Annotated in this window: 20 protein-coding genes; 6 read left to right on the top strand and 14 right to left on the bottom strand. The window is 58.2% G+C overall.

The window, feature by feature from the left end; genetic code table 11:
• Nucleotides 1-31 precede the first annotated feature (31 nt).
• The 9 genes from MWU51_RS03670 to yajC form a co-directional block, all read right to left on the bottom strand.
• Nucleotides 32-586 carry a DsbE family thiol:disulfide interchange protein gene (locus tag MWU51_RS03670; RefSeq protein ID WP_247034795.1) on the bottom strand — a complete coding sequence of 185 codons (555 nt, stop codon included), beginning with the start codon at nt 584-586 and terminating at the stop codon, nt 32-34.
• Complete coding sequence (ccmD, locus tag MWU51_RS03665) at nt 579-734, bottom strand: heme exporter protein CcmD (protein ID WP_247034794.1); 156 nt, start codon at nt 732-734, stop codon at nt 579-581. Before ccmD ends, MWU51_RS03670 begins: the two co-directional genes overlap by 8 nt.
• Complete coding sequence (locus tag MWU51_RS03660; RefSeq protein ID WP_247034793.1) at nt 727-1,461, bottom strand: heme ABC transporter permease; 735 nt, start codon at nt 1,459-1,461, stop codon at nt 727-729. Before MWU51_RS03660 ends, ccmD begins: the two co-directional genes overlap by 8 nt.
• A 67-nt stretch (nt 1,462-1,528) precedes the next feature.
• Complete coding sequence (ccmB, locus tag MWU51_RS03655) at nt 1,529-2,185, bottom strand: heme exporter protein CcmB (RefSeq protein ID WP_247034792.1); 657 nt, start codon at nt 2,183-2,185, stop codon at nt 1,529-1,531.
• Nucleotides 2,182-2,823, bottom strand: a complete 642-nt coding sequence (ccmA, locus tag MWU51_RS03650) for a heme ABC exporter ATP-binding protein CcmA (RefSeq protein WP_247034791.1) — start codon at nt 2,821-2,823, stop codon at nt 2,182-2,184. Before ccmA ends, ccmB begins: the two co-directional genes overlap by 4 nt.
• A 10-nt stretch (nt 2,824-2,833) precedes the next feature.
• On the bottom strand, nt 2,834-3,187 hold the full coding sequence (locus tag MWU51_RS03645; protein ID WP_247034790.1) for an Mth938-like domain-containing protein: 354 nt from the start codon (nt 3,185-3,187) through the stop codon (nt 2,834-2,836).
• Between the two features lie 30 nt (nt 3,188-3,217).
• Complete coding sequence (locus tag MWU51_RS03640; protein WP_247034788.1) at nt 3,218-3,973, bottom strand: sulfite exporter TauE/SafE family protein; 756 nt, start codon at nt 3,971-3,973, stop codon at nt 3,218-3,220.
• Nucleotides 3,966-6,596: a protein translocase subunit SecD gene (gene secD, locus MWU51_RS03635; protein WP_247034786.1), complete on the bottom strand. Its 2,631-nt coding sequence runs from the start codon at nt 6,594-6,596 to the stop codon at nt 3,966-3,968. The genes MWU51_RS03640 and secD overlap by 8 nt, the downstream gene beginning before the upstream one ends.
• Before the next feature lie 57 nt (nt 6,597-6,653).
• Nucleotides 6,654-6,983 (bottom strand): preprotein translocase subunit YajC, encoded by a 330-nt coding sequence (gene yajC / locus MWU51_RS03630; RefSeq protein WP_247034784.1) that lies wholly within the window; start codon nt 6,981-6,983, stop codon nt 6,654-6,656.
• Nucleotides 6,984-7,139: 156 nt separating this feature from the next.
• Between yajC and serS the strand changes: the two genes are divergently transcribed.
• A complete protein-coding gene (gene serS / locus MWU51_RS03625; protein ID WP_247034782.1) occupies nt 7,140-8,432 on the top strand; it encodes a serine--tRNA ligase in 1,293 nt (430 codons plus the stop codon).
• Between the two features lie 72 nt (nt 8,433-8,504).
• On the opposite strand, the gene MWU51_RS03620 is transcribed toward serS, so the two are convergent.
• From MWU51_RS03620 to MWU51_RS03600, 5 genes are all read right to left on the bottom strand, one after another.
• Nucleotides 8,505-9,302, bottom strand: coding sequence for an ATP-binding protein (locus tag MWU51_RS03620; protein ID WP_247038675.1), 798 nt, complete (start codon nt 9,300-9,302; stop codon nt 8,505-8,507).
• Between the two features lie 44 nt (nt 9,303-9,346).
• Nucleotides 9,347-10,252 carry a twin-arginine translocase subunit TatC gene (tatC, locus tag MWU51_RS03615; RefSeq protein WP_247034780.1) on the bottom strand — a complete coding sequence of 302 codons (906 nt, stop codon included), beginning with the start codon at nt 10,250-10,252 and terminating at the stop codon, nt 9,347-9,349.
• Nucleotides 10,249-10,929, bottom strand: coding sequence for a Sec-independent protein translocase protein TatB (tatB, locus tag MWU51_RS03610; protein WP_247034778.1), 681 nt, complete (start codon nt 10,927-10,929; stop codon nt 10,249-10,251). The genes tatC and tatB overlap by 4 nt, the downstream gene beginning before the upstream one ends.
• A 25-nt stretch (nt 10,930-10,954) precedes the next feature.
• Complete coding sequence (locus MWU51_RS03605; protein ID WP_247034773.1) at nt 10,955-11,176, bottom strand: twin-arginine translocase TatA/TatE family subunit; 222 nt, start codon at nt 11,174-11,176, stop codon at nt 10,955-10,957.
• A gap of 209 nt (nt 11,177-11,385) precedes the next feature.
• Nucleotides 11,386-12,507, bottom strand: coding sequence for an ABC transporter ATP-binding protein (locus MWU51_RS03600; protein WP_247034772.1), 1,122 nt, complete (start codon nt 12,505-12,507; stop codon nt 11,386-11,388).
• A gap of 215 nt (nt 12,508-12,722) precedes the next feature.
• On the opposite strand from MWU51_RS03600, the gene MWU51_RS03595 reads away from it, so the two are divergent.
• From MWU51_RS03595 to MWU51_RS03575, 5 genes are all read left to right on the top strand, one after another.
• A complete protein-coding gene (locus MWU51_RS03595) occupies nt 12,723-13,946 on the top strand; it encodes an MFS transporter (protein WP_247034771.1) in 1,224 nt (407 codons plus the stop codon).
• A 104-nt stretch (nt 13,947-14,050) separates the two neighbouring features.
• The gene (gene metG, locus MWU51_RS03590) at nt 14,051-15,769 is read left to right on the top strand and encodes a methionine--tRNA ligase (RefSeq protein ID WP_247034770.1); all 1,719 of its coding nucleotides are present in this window, start codon (nt 14,051-14,053) and stop codon (nt 15,767-15,769) included.
• Nucleotides 15,770-15,903: 134 nt separating this feature from the next.
• On the top strand, nt 15,904-16,407 hold the full coding sequence (locus MWU51_RS03585; RefSeq protein ID WP_247034769.1) for an NUDIX hydrolase: 504 nt from the start codon (nt 15,904-15,906) through the stop codon (nt 16,405-16,407).
• An 84-nt stretch (nt 16,408-16,491) separates the two neighbouring features.
• Nucleotides 16,492-16,944 carry a DUF1178 family protein gene (locus MWU51_RS03580; protein WP_247034768.1) on the top strand — a complete coding sequence of 151 codons (453 nt, stop codon included), beginning with the start codon at nt 16,492-16,494 and terminating at the stop codon, nt 16,942-16,944.
• Between the two features lie 100 nt (nt 16,945-17,044).
• Nucleotides 17,045-18,280: an aspartate kinase gene (locus MWU51_RS03575; RefSeq protein ID WP_247034766.1), complete on the top strand. Its 1,236-nt coding sequence runs from the start codon at nt 17,045-17,047 to the stop codon at nt 18,278-18,280.
• Nucleotides 18,281-18,323 lie beyond the last annotated feature (43 nt).

The raw sequence follows: 18,323 nt of genomic DNA, 5'->3' as shown, positions 1-18,323 counted from the left end.
GCGCTTTTATCCTGATGCTGAACGCCGCCGGTTAGCGACTGGCGGCGTCCGCAATGGCGGGACGAATCACGCTTTTCAGAATGCTTTCGGTAATCGGACCGGCAAAGCGTTTCACCACAGTGCCGTCGGCAGCAATGATGAAGGTTTCTGGCACGCCATACAGCCCCCATTCCAGCCCCGTGCGCCCGTCACTGTCAGCCATCAGCGCGGCATAGGGATCACCAAGTTGCGCAAGAAAGCGGCGCGCATTGGCCGGTTCGTCCTTGTAGTTGATCCCGTTGATCACCACGCCCTCTTTGGCCAGCGTCTCAAGCTGCGGGTGCTCGGCGCGGCAAGGCGCGCACCAACTGGCCCAGAAATTTACCAGCTTCACGCCGCCTGAGGTCAGATCGTCATGGGTGAACCCTTCGGCCCCCTCAAACGCGACCAATTGCAGCGCGGGCACTATTCCGCCTTCGCGAGTCGAAGGCAGCGTGTTCCGGTCTTCCTGCTTCATGCCCCACATGAACATGACCGCCAGCCCGACAAACAGAATGGGCGGCAATAGCATCAGCCACGAGATACCTTTTTTCTTTTCGTCAGCCATTTTCGGACACCCTTTTTTCAGCCGCGTGCAGTGCTTTCTTCACTTGGACCGAACGGCGCCATGTGACAAGGATCAATGCGATCAAAAGCGCGAGAGTGATCCCCCACGAAGACAGGATAGCATTTGCATATTTGCCCAGATCAAGCATCTTTCATCCTTTCGCGGATTTCCAAACGGTGCAGGCGCACAAGGCGCAGTTCGGTCCGGGTGCGGATCAGCACAAGCGCGACGAACAGCAGGATGAACCCTGCGATACAAAGAAGCAGCGGAAGGTAATAGACATCCGCTACATGCTCTTCCTTGTCCATCGACAGCGACGCGCCCTGGTGCAGGCCCTGGTTCCAGAAGTTCACAGCATAGCGGCTGAGCAGCGCAAATACCGATCCAACGATGCACAGGACCGAAGTCAGATCGGCCGCGGTGTCCGGATTCTCAATTGCCGCCCACAAGGCCATGTAGCCCAGATAGAACAGGAACAGGATTAAAAAGCTGGTCAGGCGCGGATCCCAGGCCCAATACGTGCCCCACATCGGCTCGCCCCAGATCGCCCCGGTGATCAGGGCAATCACTGTCATGGTCACGCCGATCAAGGCGGCGGCCTTGGCGGCACGCACCGAAACATGGTGGCGACGGACGATCCAGATCAGTGACGTGACAAGCATCATCACCCAGATGTTGATCGCCATCATCGCCGACGGCACATGGATATAGATGATCTTCACCGAGTTTCCGAAATTGGCGGCCTCGGGCGTGAAGAAGAACCCCCAAAGCAGGCCCGGTATCAACGTCAACGCGGTCAATCCGATCACCCAAGGCAACACCTTGCCGCTGAGCGCCATGAACTTGACCGGGTTTGCGAATTCCCAAAGTGACATTTGCTTCCTCTATTCGGTGGCTACCATTTGCGCAAGCATAGCGAGGCTATCTTCACAGCGACTTGACCTATCTCAGGTTAATGCGAAGGGCAGCCGCGGCCGCAAAAGGTAAAAGGGCGATGGACCCGGCTGTGATCCCTGCCATCATTAAAAGCGGCGTCAGCGCGGACAGCCCGGCGGAGCCTCGAGTCGCGGCTTCGGCCCCAAAGATCAGCGTTGGAATGTAAAGCGGCAAGACCAGCAAGGACAATAGAAGCCCGCCACGTTTTAACCCAACGGTCAGCGACGCGCCGAATGCGCCGATCATCGACAGCGCAGGTGTACCAATCAGCAGCGTGATGAAGATCCAATAATGCCCCGGCGTCTGAAGGTTCATCAACGCACCGAAACCCGGTGCGGCCAAGGTCAGCGGCAAGCCAGTGACAAGCCAATGCGCCAGCGCCTTGATCGCCACGGTTCCTTCCATCGGGATCGGCGCTGTGGCCAGCAAATCCAGCGATCCATCCTCGAAATCCAGCTGGAAAATGCGATCCAGCGACAGAAGACACGCCAAAAGCGCGCCCACCCACAGGATACCGGGCGCAATCCGTGACAAAATCGCAGCTTCCGGCCCAACGCCGAAGGGCACAAGAGTTGAGACGATCAGGAAGAACGCCAGCCCCAAACCAAAGCCGCCACCGGCGCGGATCGCCAAGCGCATGTCGCGAACCAACAGCGCAATCATGAAAACGCCTCATCGAAGTCTGCGTAGCGGTCGCGTTGTTGGGAGGGTGTCGCGCGTTCACCGTTGGCGCGGAACGGGCCGATGTCGAACGTATCCGCCTTAAGGCCCAGATCGATATGGGTCGCGATCAGGGCTGCCCCTCCGCCCGCCACATGGGCGCGTACCGCATCGGCAAACAGGTCAACGGACGCCGTATCCAGCGATACGGTCGGCTCGTCCAACAGCCAGATCGGTCGCCCAGTGACAAGCAATCGTGCCAAACCCAACCGGCGTTTCTGACCAGCTGACAGATTGCCCGCTGGCCGATGTGTCAGACTGATTAGATTGAACCCTTGCACCGCTGCGTCGATGCTGCCGATCCCATGCACCGACGCCCAGAAACGCAGGTTTTCCTCGACCGTCAGTGTGGCTTTCAAACCATCGGCATGGGCGCCATAGGTGATCTGTTCGGGGTCCGCGGACACCTGTCCGGCGACCGGCGGTTGCAATCCCGCCAAGGTGCGCAACAACGTCGTTTTGCCCGAGCCATTGGGCCCGCGCAGGATCAAGACCTGTCCGGCTGAAAGCGTGAAATTCACCCCTTCCAGCACTGGCACACCGCCACGCGCGACGGACAGGTTATCGACCCTCATTTCCATGTCTGAAGCCTTAGACCGGAAGGGCGGCCAGCGCAATGCGCCGACCTTCCGAGACCAGCACATTATAGGTGCGGCAGGCTGGCGCAGAGGCCATCGCCTCGACCCCGATCCCGACCTCTTCCAAAGCCGCGCGCAAATCGGAAGGCGGATGCGCCGGGTCGGCGCCGGTCCCATAGAACAAAACGTCGATCTTGCCTGCCAACGCCAAGAGAGGTTCAACATCATCAGGACCACCCCAACTTATCGCTGCATCCTCGGTCACAAGGATCGCGCCGTGGATCACTTCGCCCGCAACACGAAAGAAACCGGGGCCATAGCTGTCCACCGGTTGGGCGCTGTCATATTTGACTTCGTGAAACTGCATATCGGGTCCTTATGGATTAAGCGGGTTGCGTCAGAAGAGGGCGGCGTAAAGTCCTGACATGCTGGAGGCCGCGATGATCAGGTAGGCCACATAACGATAGCGGGATTCGTGCCTGGGATTAAAGACCGCCCCGCCTACCAAATTGCCCAGCAGGTTGGGCAGCGTGACCAACGCTCCGAGGATTAGCGGCATACCCGCCAGACGCCCGGCAAAGAAGAACCCCGCCAGCAGCATCAGATCGAAGAAAAAGAGATAGGCCGTCGTGTTCGCGCGGATCACCCGCGCGGGATGGGACGACGCCATATATAGCAAAATGACTGGCGGGCCGGGAATGCCAGCTGCGCCGCCCAACAAACCCGCGATTCCACCGGTGGTCCAGACAATTGGTGGCGTGACCTCACCGCCAAATCGCTTTCCAGCCATCAGGGCTGCGAGCATGATCAAGCTGATCACCGACACCGCCAGTTTGAACAGGTGGGGATCGACTGCAAACAGCACCGCCATCCCGAAAGGCAAGGCCAGTGCCGTGGCCACCACCAGTCGCAGCAGATCCTTGGGATGGCCCTCTTTCAGTGCGCGCGGAATTGCCGGGGCAGGCCCGGCCAGATCCATCACAATCAGAACTGTCACTGCCCAGACTGGATCAATGATCTGGGCCGCCACCGGCAGAAAGATCAGAGCCGTGCCGAACCCGGCAAACCCGCGTACCAGCCCTGCGATAAAAGCTATGATTAAAAGCCAGCCAAGCCCTGGCAGCGCCAGGGCTTGGGCCAGCAAATCAGGCATCTACGTCTGCAAACTGATTGCCTGCATTGGCATCGGGTTTCGACCAGTCGCGCTTGACGCCCAGCTTCAGCAGGATCGCAGATGCGATAAAGATCGACGAATACGTCCCGACAACCACGCCCCAGATCATAGCAAAGACGAATCCGCGGATCACGTCACCCCCCAGTACATAAAGCGCGATCAGCGCCAGAAGCGTGGTCAGCGAGGTCATCATCGTGCGCGACAGGGTTTCGTTGATCGACAGGTTCAACACCTCTTTCAAATCCATCTTCTTGTAGCGGCGCAGGTTTTCACGCACCCGGTCAAAGACAACCACAGTGTCGTTCAGCGAATAACCAACGATGGTCAGAAGGGCTGCGATGATCGCCAGGTCGAACTTGATGCCCAACAGGCTGAACACCCCAATGGTCAACACCACATCATGCACAAGCGAGATTACCGCGCCCAAGCTAAACTGCCATTCGAACCGGAGCCAGATATAGACCAGCACGGCGGCAAGGGCTGCGACCACGGAAAGGATGGCGGTTGTCACCAATTCGCCCGACACCTTAGGACCAACGCTTTCGACACTGGGGAAGCTGATTGCGGGATCAACCTGAATCAGCGCCTGTTCGATGATCTCTATGGTTTCCGGCGTGATGGCTTCCTGCCCTTCCTGAGCTTCGATGCGGATCTGTGCCACATGCTGATCTTCCGCGAAGTTCACGTCATAGACCTGCGCGATCGAGATGTCGCCCAGCCCAAGTGGGGCCAACGCATCACGATAGACACCCACATTGACAGCCTGTGTACTTTCGGTGCGGATGGTCGTACCGCCCCGGAAGTCGATGCCGAAATTCAACCCGACAATCAGGAACAGCAGCACCGATGCAATCATCGCCAGACCAGATGCGCCCAATGTCGCAATTGACGTGCGGAAAAAATCAAACAAACGAGTCTGCGGCACGAGACGGATCCCCTTGATCTCTAGCGTCCGAGGGCGTTTGCGTTCGAACCACATGATCAGCATCAGCCGGGTCAGGTAAATCGCGGTAAAGACCGAGGTCAGAATCCCCAGCGCCAGCGTGACCGAGAAACCGCGCACCGGCCCCGACCCCATGATGAACAGGATCACAGCCGTAATGAATGTGGTGATGTTTGCGTCCAGAATCGCCGATAGGGCTTTTTCATAGCCAAGTTCGATGGCGCGGGCCGGGCCACGACCGGATTTCAGTTCTTCGCGGATTCGCTCGAACACCAGCACGTTGGCATCAACGGCCATCCCGATGGTCAACACGATCCCTGCGATACCCGGCAGGGTTAACGTGGCCCCAATCATCGACAACAGGCCAAAAATCATGCCGACATTCAGGATCAGCGCCACGTTGGCGATCACGCCGAACCAGCCATAGGCGGCTACCATGAATACCAGAACGCCTACAAACGCCACAATCGAAGCGATCTTGCCCGCATCAATGCTGTCCTGTCCCAGTTCCGGACCAATGGTGCGTTCTTCAACATAGGTCAGTTCAGCCGGCAAAGCGCCCGCTCGCAGCAAGATGGCCAGATTGGTCGATTCTTCGATTGTGAAATTGCCTGAAATGATCCCCGACCCGCCGCAAATCTGTTCGTTGATGCGCGGGGCAGAAATGACTTCGGCGTCCAAAACGATCGCAAACGGTGCGCCAACATTTGCACCAGTATAATCACAGAACTTTCGTGCACCGGACACATTGAAACGGAAATTTACTGCAGGCTGGCCGTTTTGATCGAAAGCGGGTTGCGCATCGTTCAATTCTTCCCCCGTCACGACCGGGGTTTTTTCCAGCTCATAGAATATGCCGTCTTCGTCCAGCGATGGGTAAAATACATTTCGCGGGCCGGGCGTGGCGCTCGCATCGGTCGAGCGGCTGACCACCGGGTGGAAAGTCAACTTGGCAGTCTTGCCGATGATCTCTTTCAACTCGGATGCACTGCCAATCCCGGGCACCTGAATCAGAATACGCGCGTCGCCCTGACGCTGAATCGTGGGTTCACGGGTGCCGACCTCATCCACACGACGACGAATAATCTCGAGCGTTTGTTGAATGGTGCGGTCGTCTGTGGCAACGCGCTCTGCTTCGGACAAGGTAACAACAAGCTCGCCTTCACGCCCCGGTGCCACCTCGATATCGGTGGACCCGACACCGGCCAGGCTGACCACTGGTTGCGCTAGGGACTGAACCAATTCGATGGCACGCGGCAGCCCCTCGGGCTGAGAGACTTTGACGCGCAACTCATTGTCTGCGCTTTCTTGCCTGCGGATGGTGCCAACCGTTGCACGCTCATCACGCAATATGTCCCGCACTTCAGGCCAAAGTGAATCCATCCGCGCTGCATACACATCTTCGACCTGTACCTCGGCCAGCAAATGCGCACCGCCGCGCAGATCAAGCCCGAGATTAACCAGTGAGTTGGGTGCCCAGTCCGGCCACGCCGACCGATCCGCCTCTAGTTCAGCCGTGGTCCCGGTTGTCTCGATCTTCGAGACAGCATCATTATGTTGCTCCACCCGGGTATAGAACCCGTTGGGCGCCGCGAAATACAAGCCAAGGGCCGTCAGCCCCCAGATCACAAGACGTTTCCAAGTCGCGATTTGAAGCATAAGCCCCTGCCTTATAAGCGTTTGATATCGTTAATTTGTGGCGGTTGGGACGCCGGATCAGCTTTCGACCGGTTCGGTCTTGCCAATCACCTTGACGATGGTCGCCCGCACAACGCGCACTTTGACGCCGGTTGCGATCTCGACCTCGACCTCACTGTCGTCCTTGACCTTCAGGACCTTGCCGATCAGACCACCTTGCGTGACCACCTGATCGCCTTTGCGCAGCGCACCCAGCATCGCCTGATGCTCTTTCATTTTCTTCTGCTGCGGACGGATCATGAAGAAGTACATGATCGCGAAAACCAGCAGCATCGGCACCAGCATCGAATTCAAAAGCCCACCAGCGGGCGCGCCTGCGGCCTGTGCAAAAGCAGGAGTGGCAAACATATGGATATTCCTTCTCAAGCGGGCCTTGGCCCCAAACGTTGGCGCACACTATATGGGGGTCTTGGGGTTGTCCAGCAAGCGGGTGATGATCATTCCCCCTTCCCCCTCGCGTCCGCATCTGGCATATGCCGGGCAAGAAAAACAAGGAAGACCGCCATGCATGATATTCGTCTGATCCGCGACAATCCCGAAGCCTTCGACGCCGGAATGGCCCGTCGTGGCCTGTCGCCCCTGTCAGGTGAAATCCTGGCGCTGGACGAAGCGCGGCGCGCCTCGATTCTGGCGGCGGAAACCGCACAGGCGGACGCCAACAAGACCGCGAAATCGGTTGGTGCCGCGAAGGCGTCGGGCGACGACGCAGAGTTTGAACGCCTGCGCGCGCTGGTGGCCGACAAGAAATCTGAAATCGCCAAGCTGAATGACGAGGCCAAGGCGCTGGACGCGAAGCTGACCGACCTTCTGATGGGCTTGCCGAACATTCCGGGCGACGACATCCCTGACGGGGCGGATGAGAACGACAATGTCGAAATCAATCGGTGGGGCACCCCCGCCGCTTACGATTTCAAACCACTGGAACATTACGAACTGCCCGCAGTCAAATCCGGCATGGATTTTGAGACCGCCGCCAAGCTCTCCGGCTCGCGCTTTATGGTGCTGTCGGGTGCCGTTGCCCGTCTGCACCGTGCGCTGGCCCAATTCATGCTCGATGTGCACACCGAGGAAAACGGACTGACCGAGACATGGACCCCGGTTTTGGTCAAGGAAGAAATGATGTATGGCACCGGGCAACTGCCCAAATTTGGTGAAGACAGCTATCAAACCACCAATGGTTGGTGGCTGGTGCCCACTGCTGAAGTCACGCTGACCAACATCGTGAACGGGGTCACTGTCGATGATGGTTACCTGCCCCGACGTTATGTCGCCCATACCCAATGCTTCCGGTCCGAAGCTGGATCGGCTGGCCGTGACACCGCAGGAATGTTGCGTCAGCACCAATTCGAGAAAGTCGAAATGGTGTCGATCACGCGTCCCGAAGATTCGGTGACCGAACATAACCGCATGACCTGCTGCGCCGAAGACATCCTGAAGCGCCTCGGTCTGCCCTACCGCACCGTGGTTCTGTGCACAGGGGATCTGGGCTTCGGCATGAAACGCACCCACGATATCGAAGTCTGGCTACCCGGCCAGAACCAGTATCGCGAAATCAGCTCGGTCTCGCTGGCCGGAGATTTCCAGGCCCGCCGCATGAACGCGCGCTACAAACCCGCAGATGGCGGAAAGCCGCAGTTTGTGCACACCTTGAATGGGTCGGGCCTAGCCGTTGGACGCGCCCTGATCGCGGTGCTGGAAAACGGTCAGCAAGAAGACGGCTCGGTCATCCTGCCCGACGCGCTCCACCCTTACCTGCGTGGCAAGACCCGGATCACGGCCGACGGCGACCTTGTCTGACTCCTCGTTTCTTCTGGCTTAAAATATCCTGGGGTGAATGCGCGCCAGCGCAGAGGGGCAACGCCCCTGCCCTTAACCCAGCACCACGCCTTTGCGCCCGGCCAGGTCGACGAAATACTGCCAGGCCACCCGGCCTGACCGTGCCCCGCGTGTGGCCTGCCACTCGATCGCTTCCGCGCGCAGGGTATCGTCATCAATCGTCACACCATAAGCATCACAGTATCCACGGATCATGGCCAGATACTCGTCCTGATCACAGGGATGGAAGCCAAGCCACAAGCCGAACCGGTCCGACAGCGACACCTTTTCCTCAACCGCCTCGGACGGGTTGATCGCGGATGAGCGTTCGTTCTCGATCATATCGCGCGGCATCAGGTGGCGCCGGTTCGACGTGGCATAGAACACCACATTGTCCGGCCGCCCCTCGATCCCGCCATCCAGAACCGCCTTCAGGCTTTTGTAATGCTGGTCGTCATGGCTAAAGCTCAGATCATCGCAGAACAGAAGGAACCGATGTGGTGCCCCGCGCAGCAGGCCCAGCAAACGGCTGATTGAGGGCAGGTCTTCACGCTGCACCTCGACGATCTTCATTGCCTCGCCTTGGCGTAAAACTTCCGCGTGAACCGCTTTCACCAACGAGGATTTCCCCATCCCGCGCGCGCCCCATAGAAGGGCATTGTTCGCCGGCAGACCACGGGCAAATTGCAGGGTGTTTTCCAACAGCGTGTCGCGGGACCGGTTCACGCCGATCAAAAGTTCGATGGCGACGCGATTGACCTTCGCGACAGATTCCAGCCGGTCGGGTTTGGTGTGCCAGACGAAGGCGTCAGTGGTGGAAAAGTCAGGGGCTGACAAGGGCGCAGGCGACATCCGCTCCAACGCATCGGCGATGCGCGTCAAGGCGTCCTCGTCACTCACTCGCCTTTCTCCACTTGCCCCGGATCATCCTCTTCATCCGCGTCAAACTCGGCCATCATCTCGTCTTCGTCGGCTTCATCTTCGTCATCTTCAAACCACAGACCTTGCGCGCGCAAATCTGCCTCGCGCCTCTTCTCGACGCGCTTCACAAGCTGGATCGAGATCTCATAAAGACCATAGACAACTACAAACAGGATCACCTGCGTGATGACATCGGGCGGCGTCACCAATGCGGCCAGAACAAGAATGCCCACGACGGCATATTTTCGCACTTCGCCCAGACCTTGCGCACTGACCAGTCCGGCTTTGCCCATAAGGGTCAAGAGAACCGGAAGCTGAAAGCACAAGCCGAAGGCGACGATGAACTTGATGGTCAGGCGCAGATATTCCTGCACGGACCCCTGAAAATCAATCGAGGCTTCCACCCCCGTATCGGCCACGTCGCCCGCTTGCTGGAAGCCCAGAAAGAAGTCGAAAGCCAGCGGCATCACAACATAGAAAGCGAAGGATGCTCCGATGAAGAACATCACGGGGGATGCAATCATAAAGGGAAGAAAGGCGTTCTTTTCCGATTTGTATAACCCGGGTGCCACGAAACGCCACAGTTGATAGCTGATGAAGGGAAAAGAAAGCACCAACCCACCAAACAGCGAGATCGAAATCGCCACAAAGAACCCTTCTTGCAGTTTGATCAGGATCAGTCCGCACTGGTCTTGCCCGCGCTCTGCCATGGTCGAGCAAAGCGGTTCAGTCAGGAAATTGAAGATCGGGTTCCAAACAGTGAAACAAATCACCATGGCGATAATAAAGGCCAACGCCGAATGGATCAGGCGCGTGCGCAGCTCGGTCAGATGCTCGATCAGCGGGGCCGAGCTGTCTTCGATCTCGTCAGTGTCGCTCATGCGTCAGATGTGTCCGTGGGTTTGCGCTTTTGGGCGGCCTTTGGTTTTGCTTTTGACTTCGCCGCAGACGTTTTTGCTGGTTTCTTCGCCGCGGGTTTCTTTGCGGTGGATTTCTTTGCGGCAGGTTTGCGAGAAGATTTCTTGGCAGTGGTCTTGTCTTCGGTTACCTCACCAACAGTGCGTTCCGAGGGGCGCTTCGACGGAGGCCGCTTCACTTTCAACATTTCGGCTTTGCGGGCTTCGTCAGCGGACTTGCGATCCGCAGCCGATGTCGCTGCGGCATCCTGAATCTTGCGTCCAGCAGCATCGCCAGCCTTATCAACCGCCGACTTCTCGTCACCATCCTTACCGCCGGTCTTTGCTTTCGCATCTGACGACTTTTGGTCACGCAAGGATTTCGCGGGGTCCCACTTCTCGAACCCGTCTGCCGCCTTGTTCAGCGCATCCAACCCCATCGCCTTTGGAGACGTGGCAGATTTAAAGGTCTCGGCAATATCCTTGGCCCCGGCTTCATCGGCAGCTTCATTCATCGCCTGACTGAATTCCCGCCCCATCTGGCGCGCGCGCGCAGTGAATCGGCCAAGGGTGCGGAACATGCCTGGCAGGTCCTTGGGACCAACCACTATCAGGGCCACAACCCCGATCACCAGAAGTTCGGAAAAACCGATATCAAACATGGGCAGCGCCCCCTAGCGGTCGGGCTTACGCCTTTTCCTTATCTTTTTCTTCTTTCGGGGTGACATCCTTGGCGACGTCAGCGGCCTGATCTTCGATCTCTTGTTTGCCGTCATCCACGCCCTTCTTGAACGCAGTGATGCCTTTGCCAACTTCGCCCATCAGCGACGAGATCTTGCCGCGGCCGAACAGAACCAGCACGACGATGGCAATCAGAAGAAGGCCCGGAAGGCCGATATTGTTGAGCATGTTATTCTCCCTCATTGGACCGGCAAGGCGCCCGTCCACATGTATAGCGCCTGAAACATTTATTGCTTTGCGAACAAAGTTCAAAGCCCCAAAGCGAAAAACTGGTGGGAAAATGATGTGCAAAATGCGCGCAGGTGCGTTTTCTTGCCCATCTGTGGCGGTGCTCATCCCAATTTTTTAGGCTTGGTGCTTCGACGTCGGCAAGACGGTTATTGTCTGGGCGCTTCCGGACCCGGCCTGTCATTGCGCCGAAAGACAAAGCACCGATCACGCCGAATCGCAATCCAAAGTGGTGTGCCCGGTTGAGGAAGAAACACTGATGGGACCGAAGCCGTCAGGATGGAACCATTGTCTTCCATACGGAAATCGACCAGGCTTTCCTTGCCGATGAAGCGCGCACGATCCACCAGCGCGCGTGCCCAGACGCCGTGATCATGGGTCGGGCTAGGCCCTTTACCACCTCGATCAAAGTCGATTTTCAGATGTTGCGGTCGGATCACGATATCGACTTTGGCGCCATCCGGCACACCAGGGGCCAGAAACTGCCCGAAGGCAGTATCGGTCAAAGCCCCCTCGACCACCCCGGAAATCACGTTCACGTCTGAAAAAAACGCCGCCGCCTTAAGGTCGACCGGCGCGTTATAGATGTTATAGGGCGCGCCGCTTTGCACAATCCGACCATCCCGCATCAAAGCGATCTCATCCGCCATGCGCATCGCTTCTTCCGGCTCGTGCGTCACCAAAAGCACCGCCGCCCCCTCATCCTTCAGGATGCCGAGCGTTTCGTCCCGAATGCCATCACGCAAACGGTTGTCCAGTCCGGAAAACGGCTCGTCCATCAACATGATCGACGGGCGCGGGGCAAGTGCGCGTGCAAGTGCCACCCGCTGCTGTTCGCCGCCGGACAATTCATGCGGAAAGCTGTCGATGAACCGCGCCAGCCCGACTTTCTCAAGCAATTCGCGCACACGCAGCCGCTTTTTCGTACGCGAGCCTTTCAACCCAAACGCTACGTTGTCTGCGACCGACAAATGCGGAAACAAGGCAAAATCCTGAAACATCAGGCCAATCTGGCGTTTTTCAGGGGGGACGAACACGCCCGGCCCGGCCACTTGCCGCCCATCAATCCAAACTTCACCCGAGGTTTGCTGATCCACCCCAGCAATAATCCGAAGCGTTGTAGATTTGCCGCAGCCAGACGGGCCAAGAAGCCCCGTCACCTGCCCAGCCTTCAATGACAGAGACACGCCGCGCACAACCGGACGGCCACCGAAATCGCGGTGCAGGTCGCGTATCTCTAGTCGCGCATGGTTCACTGTGGCCCCATCCATCGTCCCAAGGTCGATCCTTCGCTGGTCCCGCATATGCGGACAGAAACCCGATGAATTCCATCAGGCTTTCGGATGGGCATATCAGCCCCCTTTTTCGCCCGCAAGCCCATCGCCGGTTTTGTCGCAGATACGACACCGCCCAACCCTAGACCGTCGCTTTCGGCCTAGCCTTAGCGGTTAAAACCCCGATGCTGATCAAAACCCCCGAGGTCCTGATGCGTTTTCTGATTTCCTTCGCGCCGCTTCTTTTGTCCGTGATCCTGCTTCAACTGAGTTCGGGGGGCGTTGGACCTCTGGATGCTGTGTCAGGGTTGGGGCTGGGCTTCACAAAAGCCGAAATCGGGATGTTGGGCTCAGCACATTTCGTTGGCTTTTTCGTGGGGTGTTGGTGGGCACCCCGCCTGATGGGCAGTGTTGGCCATGCCCGTGCCTTTGCTGGCTTTACCGCGATGGGCGCAATCGGCCTTCTGGCGCATATGCTATGGATCGCACCCGTACCATGGGCGGTTATGCGGATCGCGACGGGGTTAAGCGTCGCCGGCGCGTACACGGTGATCGAGGCTTGGATGAACGCCAGCATAACCAACGAAACCCGAGGCCGCGCGATGGGTGGCTATCGTTTTGTCGATCTGGGCGGATCGCTGGCAGCGCAGCTTCTGATCGGCGTGTTGGAACCAGCACATTATGTGTCCTACAACGTGCTTGCCTTGACCTGTTGCGCGGCCATTCTGCCGCTTACACTGACCCGCACACCACAACCCGAAACACCCCGCACGCCGCGTTTACGCCCGGCGTTGGCCTGGAGCTGTTCACCGCTGGCGGTCGCAGGGGTGATCGTGGCGGGCATCACCTCGGCGGCGTTCCGGATGGTGGGACCGGTCTATGGGCAAGAGGTCGGTCTTGCCACCGGGCAACTCGCGTGGTTTTTGGCCAGCTTCGTTCTGGGCGGTGCTTTGGCGCAGCTTCCCGTTGGCTGGCTTGCCGACCGCTTTGACCGACGCTGGGTATTGATCTGGCTGTCCGCCGCTGCGATCGCCAGTTGTGCCGTTACCGTCATGGCGTCCGGCATGGGTCAAAGCGTGGCTTTTGTAACCGCCGGGCTGTTTGGCTTCACCACCTTCCCGATCTTCTCGATTTCGGCCGCCCATGCCAATGACTTTGCCACCAGCGAACAACGGGTCGAGTTGTCGGCGGCGTTAATGTTCTTCTATGCCGTTGGGGCCATCGCCTCACCCTTGATGGCATCGGGGCTGATCGAACGCTTTGGACCACCTGCCCTGTTCGCTTTCATTGCCGTCGGACATCTTGGCCTGATCATTTTCGGTCTGGCGCGCAGCCGCCAGCGGCCGACACGCGAGGTGCGGACGCCTTATACCTACACGCCGCGCACATCATTTTCGATGGGGCGACTGTTTGGAAAGCTTCGCGACCGACCCTAACACAGCGCACCCGAACCGCATCCAGCCCGCCCCTCTGGCATTGCCGATGGGCATGGCGTATACGGCCCGCAAACCCGCAAGAATACCGCAGAACCGGAGCCTACATGAACCGCGTCCTTATCACCTCGGCAATTCCCTATATCAACGGGATCAAGCACCTCGGCAATCTGGTCGGCTCGCAACTGCCTGCTGACCTTTATGCGCGCTATAATCGTGGCCGGGGCCGCGAGGTCATGTTTATTTGCGCCACGGATGAACACGGCACACCGGCCGAACTGGCCGCCGCGAAGGCTGGTAAACCCGTGGCGGAATTCTGTGCAGAGATGCACGCGGTGCAATCGGAAATTGCCGATGGCTTCCGCCTGTCGTTCGATAATTTCGGGCGTTCGTCGTCTGATCGGAACCACAAGCTGACCCAACATTTCGCAGGCAAGCTGGCTGAGAATGGTCTGATCGAGGAAGTGTCGGAAAAGCAGGTCTATTCGCACGCCGATGGCCGCTTTCTGCCCGACCGCTACATTGAGGGCACTTGCCCCAATTGCGGCTATGACGGCGCGCGCGGCGATCAGTGCGAAAACTGCACCAAGCAATTGGACCCCACCGACCTGATTGACCCCCGCTCGGCCATTTCGGGGTCCACCGACCTTGAAGTGCGCGAAACCAAGCATCTGTATCTGCGCCAGTCCAAGCTGAAGGATAAGCTTGATGCGTGGATCGACACCAAGACTGATTGGCCGGTCCTCACCACCTCGATCGCCAAGAAATGGCTGCATGATGGCGATGGGCTGCAAGATCGCGGCATCACACGCGATCTGGACTGGGGCGTGCCGGTCAAGAAAGGCGACGAGGATTGGCCGGGCATGGAAGGCAAAGTCTTCTATGTCTGGTTCGATGCGCCCATCGAATATATCGCCGCCACCGCCGAGCTTGCCGACAAGCTGGGCGAGCCTGACGCCTTCTGGCACCGCTGGTGGCGCACCGACAAGGGTGCCGACGACGTGCGTTATGTGCAGTTTATGGGCAAGGACAACGTGCCGTTCCACACGCTCAGCTTCCCCGCGACCATCATGGGGTCGGGCGAGCCGTGGAAGCTGGTCGATTACATCAAGTCGTTCAACTACCTGAACTATGACGGCGGCCAGTTTTCGACCTCCAAGGGGCGCGGCGTCTTCATGGATCAGGCGCTGTCGATCCTGCCCGCGGATTACTGGCGCTGGTGGCTTTTGTCCCATGCCCCTGAAAATTCGGATTCTGAGTTCACATGGGAAAATTTCCAGACCAGCGTGAACAAAGATCTCTCGGACGTACTGGGCAACTTCGTCAGTCGCGTGACCAAGTTCTGCCGTTCGAAATTCTCGGAAGCCGTGCCGGACGGTGGCAGCTATGGAGACTTGGAAAACGCGCTGATCGCGGACCTGACCTCAAAAACCCGCGCCTATGAATCGCATATGGAGGCGATGGACGTGCGCAAAGCGGCGCAGGAATTACGCGGGATCTGGGTGGCTGGCAATGAGTACCTACAGACAGCGGCCCCATGGACGACGTTCAAGTCCGACCCCGAACTGGCAGCGGCGCAAATTCGGCTGGCCCTGAACCTGATCCGGTTCTATGCGGTGTTGTCGGCACCGTTCATTCCCGATGCTTCCAAAACGATGCTCGCGGCGATGAACACCCAAGATGACAGCTGGCCGGACGACGTACCCGCGGCGCTTGGCATATTGCGCGCCGGTCATTCCTTCACCGTGCCGGAGAACGTGTTTGCCAAAATCTCGGACGAGGATCGGGAAAGCTGGCAGGAACGGTTCGCAGGCACCCGCGACTGATCCACCTTCGCTAAAATACCCGATGTGGCGGGTGTAACGCGCATTCGCACCACATCTGGCTTTTCACTTTATTTTCCGTCCAAACGGGCTATCTTGGTTGGATTATAACAATAACCGGATGTTTTACCGGAAAGATGGGCATCAAGGGCAGCAAGAAAGTGACGATCGAGAAGGGCAAGCCACGGCCGATACGTCTTTCGCTTGGGGACAAGCGATCCGTTCGCACACAGTTCGGTGCGCTTCCCTATCGCCTGAAAGACGGCAAGATCGAAGTGTTGCTGATCACCTCGCGCGGGTCGGGTCGTTGGATTTTGCCGAAAGGGTGGCCGATGGATGGCGAAACGCCAGCCGGAGCAGCTGCCACCGAGGCTTTTGAAGAAGCTGGAGTAGAGGGCAAGCTGAGCCATGACGTGCTGGGCTTTTATTCACATACGAAATCGCATGACGGAGAGCGATTGCCATGCGTCGTTGCAGTCTTTCCTTTGAAGGTAAAAAAACAGCACAAGTCATTTCCTGAAAAAGGCCAAAGGCGACGCAAATGGGTCTCGCAGAAAAAGGCGGCGCAACTGGTTTGGGAACCTGAACTGCGTCGCATTATCCGCGCATTCGACCCCTCGGGTGCAAAACAAACCCGTTAAAAAACTGCCGGATCATCTTCCACGACTTGCGCGCGCCTGCCGGGAGCGCCATATATAATTGGTCAGGTTACTTCGGAAGAGACAATGATCCGCTATGCCTTAAAATGCTATCAGAACCACACGTTCGAAAGTTGGTTCCAGAACGCCGCAGCCTTTGATGGGTTGCGCGCAGCAGGGCACGTGAGCTGTCCGGATTGCGGATCGACCAAAGTGGAAAAAAGCCTGATGGCCCCTAAGGTGCGCCCGGCTCGATCTGCTGGACCTGCACCTGTCCCAGCCAAACCTGATGCGCCAACATCACTCGCCGCCCCCAATGCCGAGATCGAAGCCGAAATCGCCAAGTTGCGTGCCAAGGTGGAGGCAGAAAGCGAATATGTGGGTGGATCTTTCGCCCGTGAAGCGCGGGCCATGTATCTGGGCGATGCACCCGAACGGTCCATCTATGGTGAAGCCAAACTGACCGACGCCAAGGAATTGCTGGAAGATGGCGTACCGGTGATGCCCCTGCCCTTCACGCCGACGCGCAAAGCGAACTAGATCACCACCCCCACGACGGAACACACGCAGCCTTGCGCTTTCGCCCTTCACGCCCTAAACACGCGCGAACACAAGAAAACGGACGGGATTTGGGGCCAAGATGCCTATTCTGGTGATGAAATTCGGCGGCACATCGGTCGCCACGCTGGACCGGATCCACCGGGCCTCGAAACGGGTCGCGCGTGAAGTCGCCAATGGCTATGACGTGATCGTCATCGTCTCGGCCATGTCGGGTCGTACCAACGAGTTGGTCGGCTGGGTCGAGGAAACCTCGCCCTTGTTCGATGCCCGTGAATATGACGCGGTGGTCAGTTCAGGCGAGAATGTGACCGCCGGTCTGATGGCGCTGCGCTTGCAGGAAATGGACGTGCCCGCCCGCAGCTGGCAGGGATGGCAAGTGCCTGTAAAAACCTCAGGCGTGCATTCGGCGGCGCGGATTCATGACATCCCCAACGACAACATTATGGCGAAGTTCGGCGAGGGCATGCGCGTGGCTGTGGTGGCCGGATTCCAGGGCATCGCCGATGACGGCCGGATCACCACGCTGGGCCGTGGCGGATCGGACACCACTGCCGTGGCCTTCGCCGCCGCATTCAAAGCCGAACGCTGTGATATCTATACCGATGTGGACGGGGTTTACACCACTGACCCGCGCATTTCCGACAAGGCACGCAAGCTGGATCGTATCGCGTTCGAAGAGATGCTGGAGCTTGCGTCGTTGGGTGCCAAAGTTCTGCAAACCCGTTCCGTCGAACTGGCGATGCGTTATAAGGTGAAGCTGCGGGTGCTCTCGAGCTTCGAAGAATATGACCCGGAAGCAGGCACGCTGGTATGCGACGAGGAGGATATCGTGGAAAGTAAAGTTGTAGCAGGTGTCGCCTATCAGCGCGACGAGGCTAAGATGACACTAATTTCAGTGGCCGACCGTCCCGGCATCGCGTCCGCCATCTTCTCCCCGCTGGCAGAGGCTGGCGTGAACGTGGATATGATCGTCCAGAACATTTCGGAAGAAGGGCGCACGGATATGACCTTCTCGTGCCCCGTTGATCAGGTGGCTCGGGCTGAGAAGGCCATGATGGAAGCCAAAACGCGCGGAGACATCAACTTCCACGACATCGTGGCTGACAAGGATGTCGCCAAAGTGTCGGTCGTCGGTATCGGGATGCGGAGCCACACGGGGATTGCGGCCAAGATGTTCGACGTGTTGTCGAAAGAAGGCATCAACATCAAGGTGATCACCACCTCCGAGATTAAGATCTCGGTCCTGATCGACCGCAAATACATGGAACTGGCCGTTCAAGCGTTGCATGACGCGTTTGAGTTGGAGAAGGCCTGATCCAGTATCGAGACTTTGCGGTTCACCACAATGACCAACTGTT

The sequence above is a fragment of the Aliiroseovarius sp. F47248L genome (assembly GCF_023016085.1).
In the GTDB taxonomy this organism is placed as follows: Bacteria; Pseudomonadota; Alphaproteobacteria; order Rhodobacterales; family Rhodobacteraceae; genus Aliiroseovarius.
This window is presented reverse-complemented; position numbering and strand designations above follow the sequence as displayed.

Bases quoted from the DNA above. Each gene is read 5' to 3' on its own strand.
- MWU51_RS03670 (WP_247034795.1), bottom strand. From the start codon at position 586: ATGGCTGACGAAAAGAAAAAAGGTATCTCGTGGCTGATGCTATTGCCG.
- ccmD (WP_247034794.1), bottom strand. From the start codon at position 734: ATGCTTGATCTGGGCAAATATGCAAATGCTATCCTGTCTTCGTGGGGG.
- MWU51_RS03660 (WP_247034793.1), bottom strand. From the start codon at position 1,461: ATGTCACTTTGGGAATTCGCAAACCCGGTCAAGTTCATGGCGCTCAGC.
- ccmB (WP_247034792.1), bottom strand. From the start codon at position 2,185: ATGATTGCGCTGTTGGTTCGCGACATGCGCTTGGCGATCCGCGCCGGT.
- ccmA (WP_247034791.1), bottom strand. From the start codon at position 2,823: ATGGAAATGAGGGTCGATAACCTGTCCGTCGCGCGTGGCGGTGTGCCA.
- MWU51_RS03645 (WP_247034790.1), bottom strand. From the start codon at position 3,187: ATGCAGTTTCACGAAGTCAAATATGACAGCGCCCAACCGGTGGACAGC.
- MWU51_RS03640 (WP_247034788.1), bottom strand. From the start codon at position 3,973: ATGCCTGATTTGCTGGCCCAAGCCCTGGCGCTGCCAGGGCTTGGCTGG.
- secD (WP_247034786.1), bottom strand. From the start codon at position 6,596: ATGCTTCAAATCGCGACTTGGAAACGTCTTGTGATCTGGGGGCTGACG.
- yajC (WP_247034784.1), bottom strand. From the start codon at position 6,983: ATGTTTGCCACTCCTGCTTTTGCACAGGCCGCAGGCGCGCCCGCTGGT.
- serS (WP_247034782.1), top strand. From the start codon at position 7,140: ATGCATGATATTCGTCTGATCCGCGACAATCCCGAAGCCTTCGACGCC.
- MWU51_RS03620 (WP_247038675.1), bottom strand. From the start codon at position 9,302: ATGTCGCCTGCGCCCTTGTCAGCCCCTGACTTTTCCACCACTGACGCC.
- tatC (WP_247034780.1), bottom strand. From the start codon at position 10,252: ATGAGCGACACTGACGAGATCGAAGACAGCTCGGCCCCGCTGATCGAG.
- tatB (WP_247034778.1), bottom strand. From the start codon at position 10,929: ATGTTTGATATCGGTTTTTCCGAACTTCTGGTGATCGGGGTTGTGGCC.
- MWU51_RS03605 (WP_247034773.1), bottom strand. From the start codon at position 11,176: ATGCTCAACAATATCGGCCTTCCGGGCCTTCTTCTGATTGCCATCGTC.
- MWU51_RS03600 (WP_247034772.1), bottom strand. From the start codon at position 12,507: ATGGATGGGGCCACAGTGAACCATGCGCGACTAGAGATACGCGACCTG.
- MWU51_RS03595 (WP_247034771.1), top strand. From the start codon at position 12,723: ATGCGTTTTCTGATTTCCTTCGCGCCGCTTCTTTTGTCCGTGATCCTG.
- metG (WP_247034770.1), top strand. From the start codon at position 14,051: ATGAACCGCGTCCTTATCACCTCGGCAATTCCCTATATCAACGGGATC.
- MWU51_RS03585 (WP_247034769.1), top strand. From the start codon at position 15,904: ATGGGCATCAAGGGCAGCAAGAAAGTGACGATCGAGAAGGGCAAGCCA.
- MWU51_RS03580 (WP_247034768.1), top strand. From the start codon at position 16,492: ATGATCCGCTATGCCTTAAAATGCTATCAGAACCACACGTTCGAAAGT.
- MWU51_RS03575 (WP_247034766.1), top strand. From the start codon at position 17,045: ATGCCTATTCTGGTGATGAAATTCGGCGGCACATCGGTCGCCACGCTG.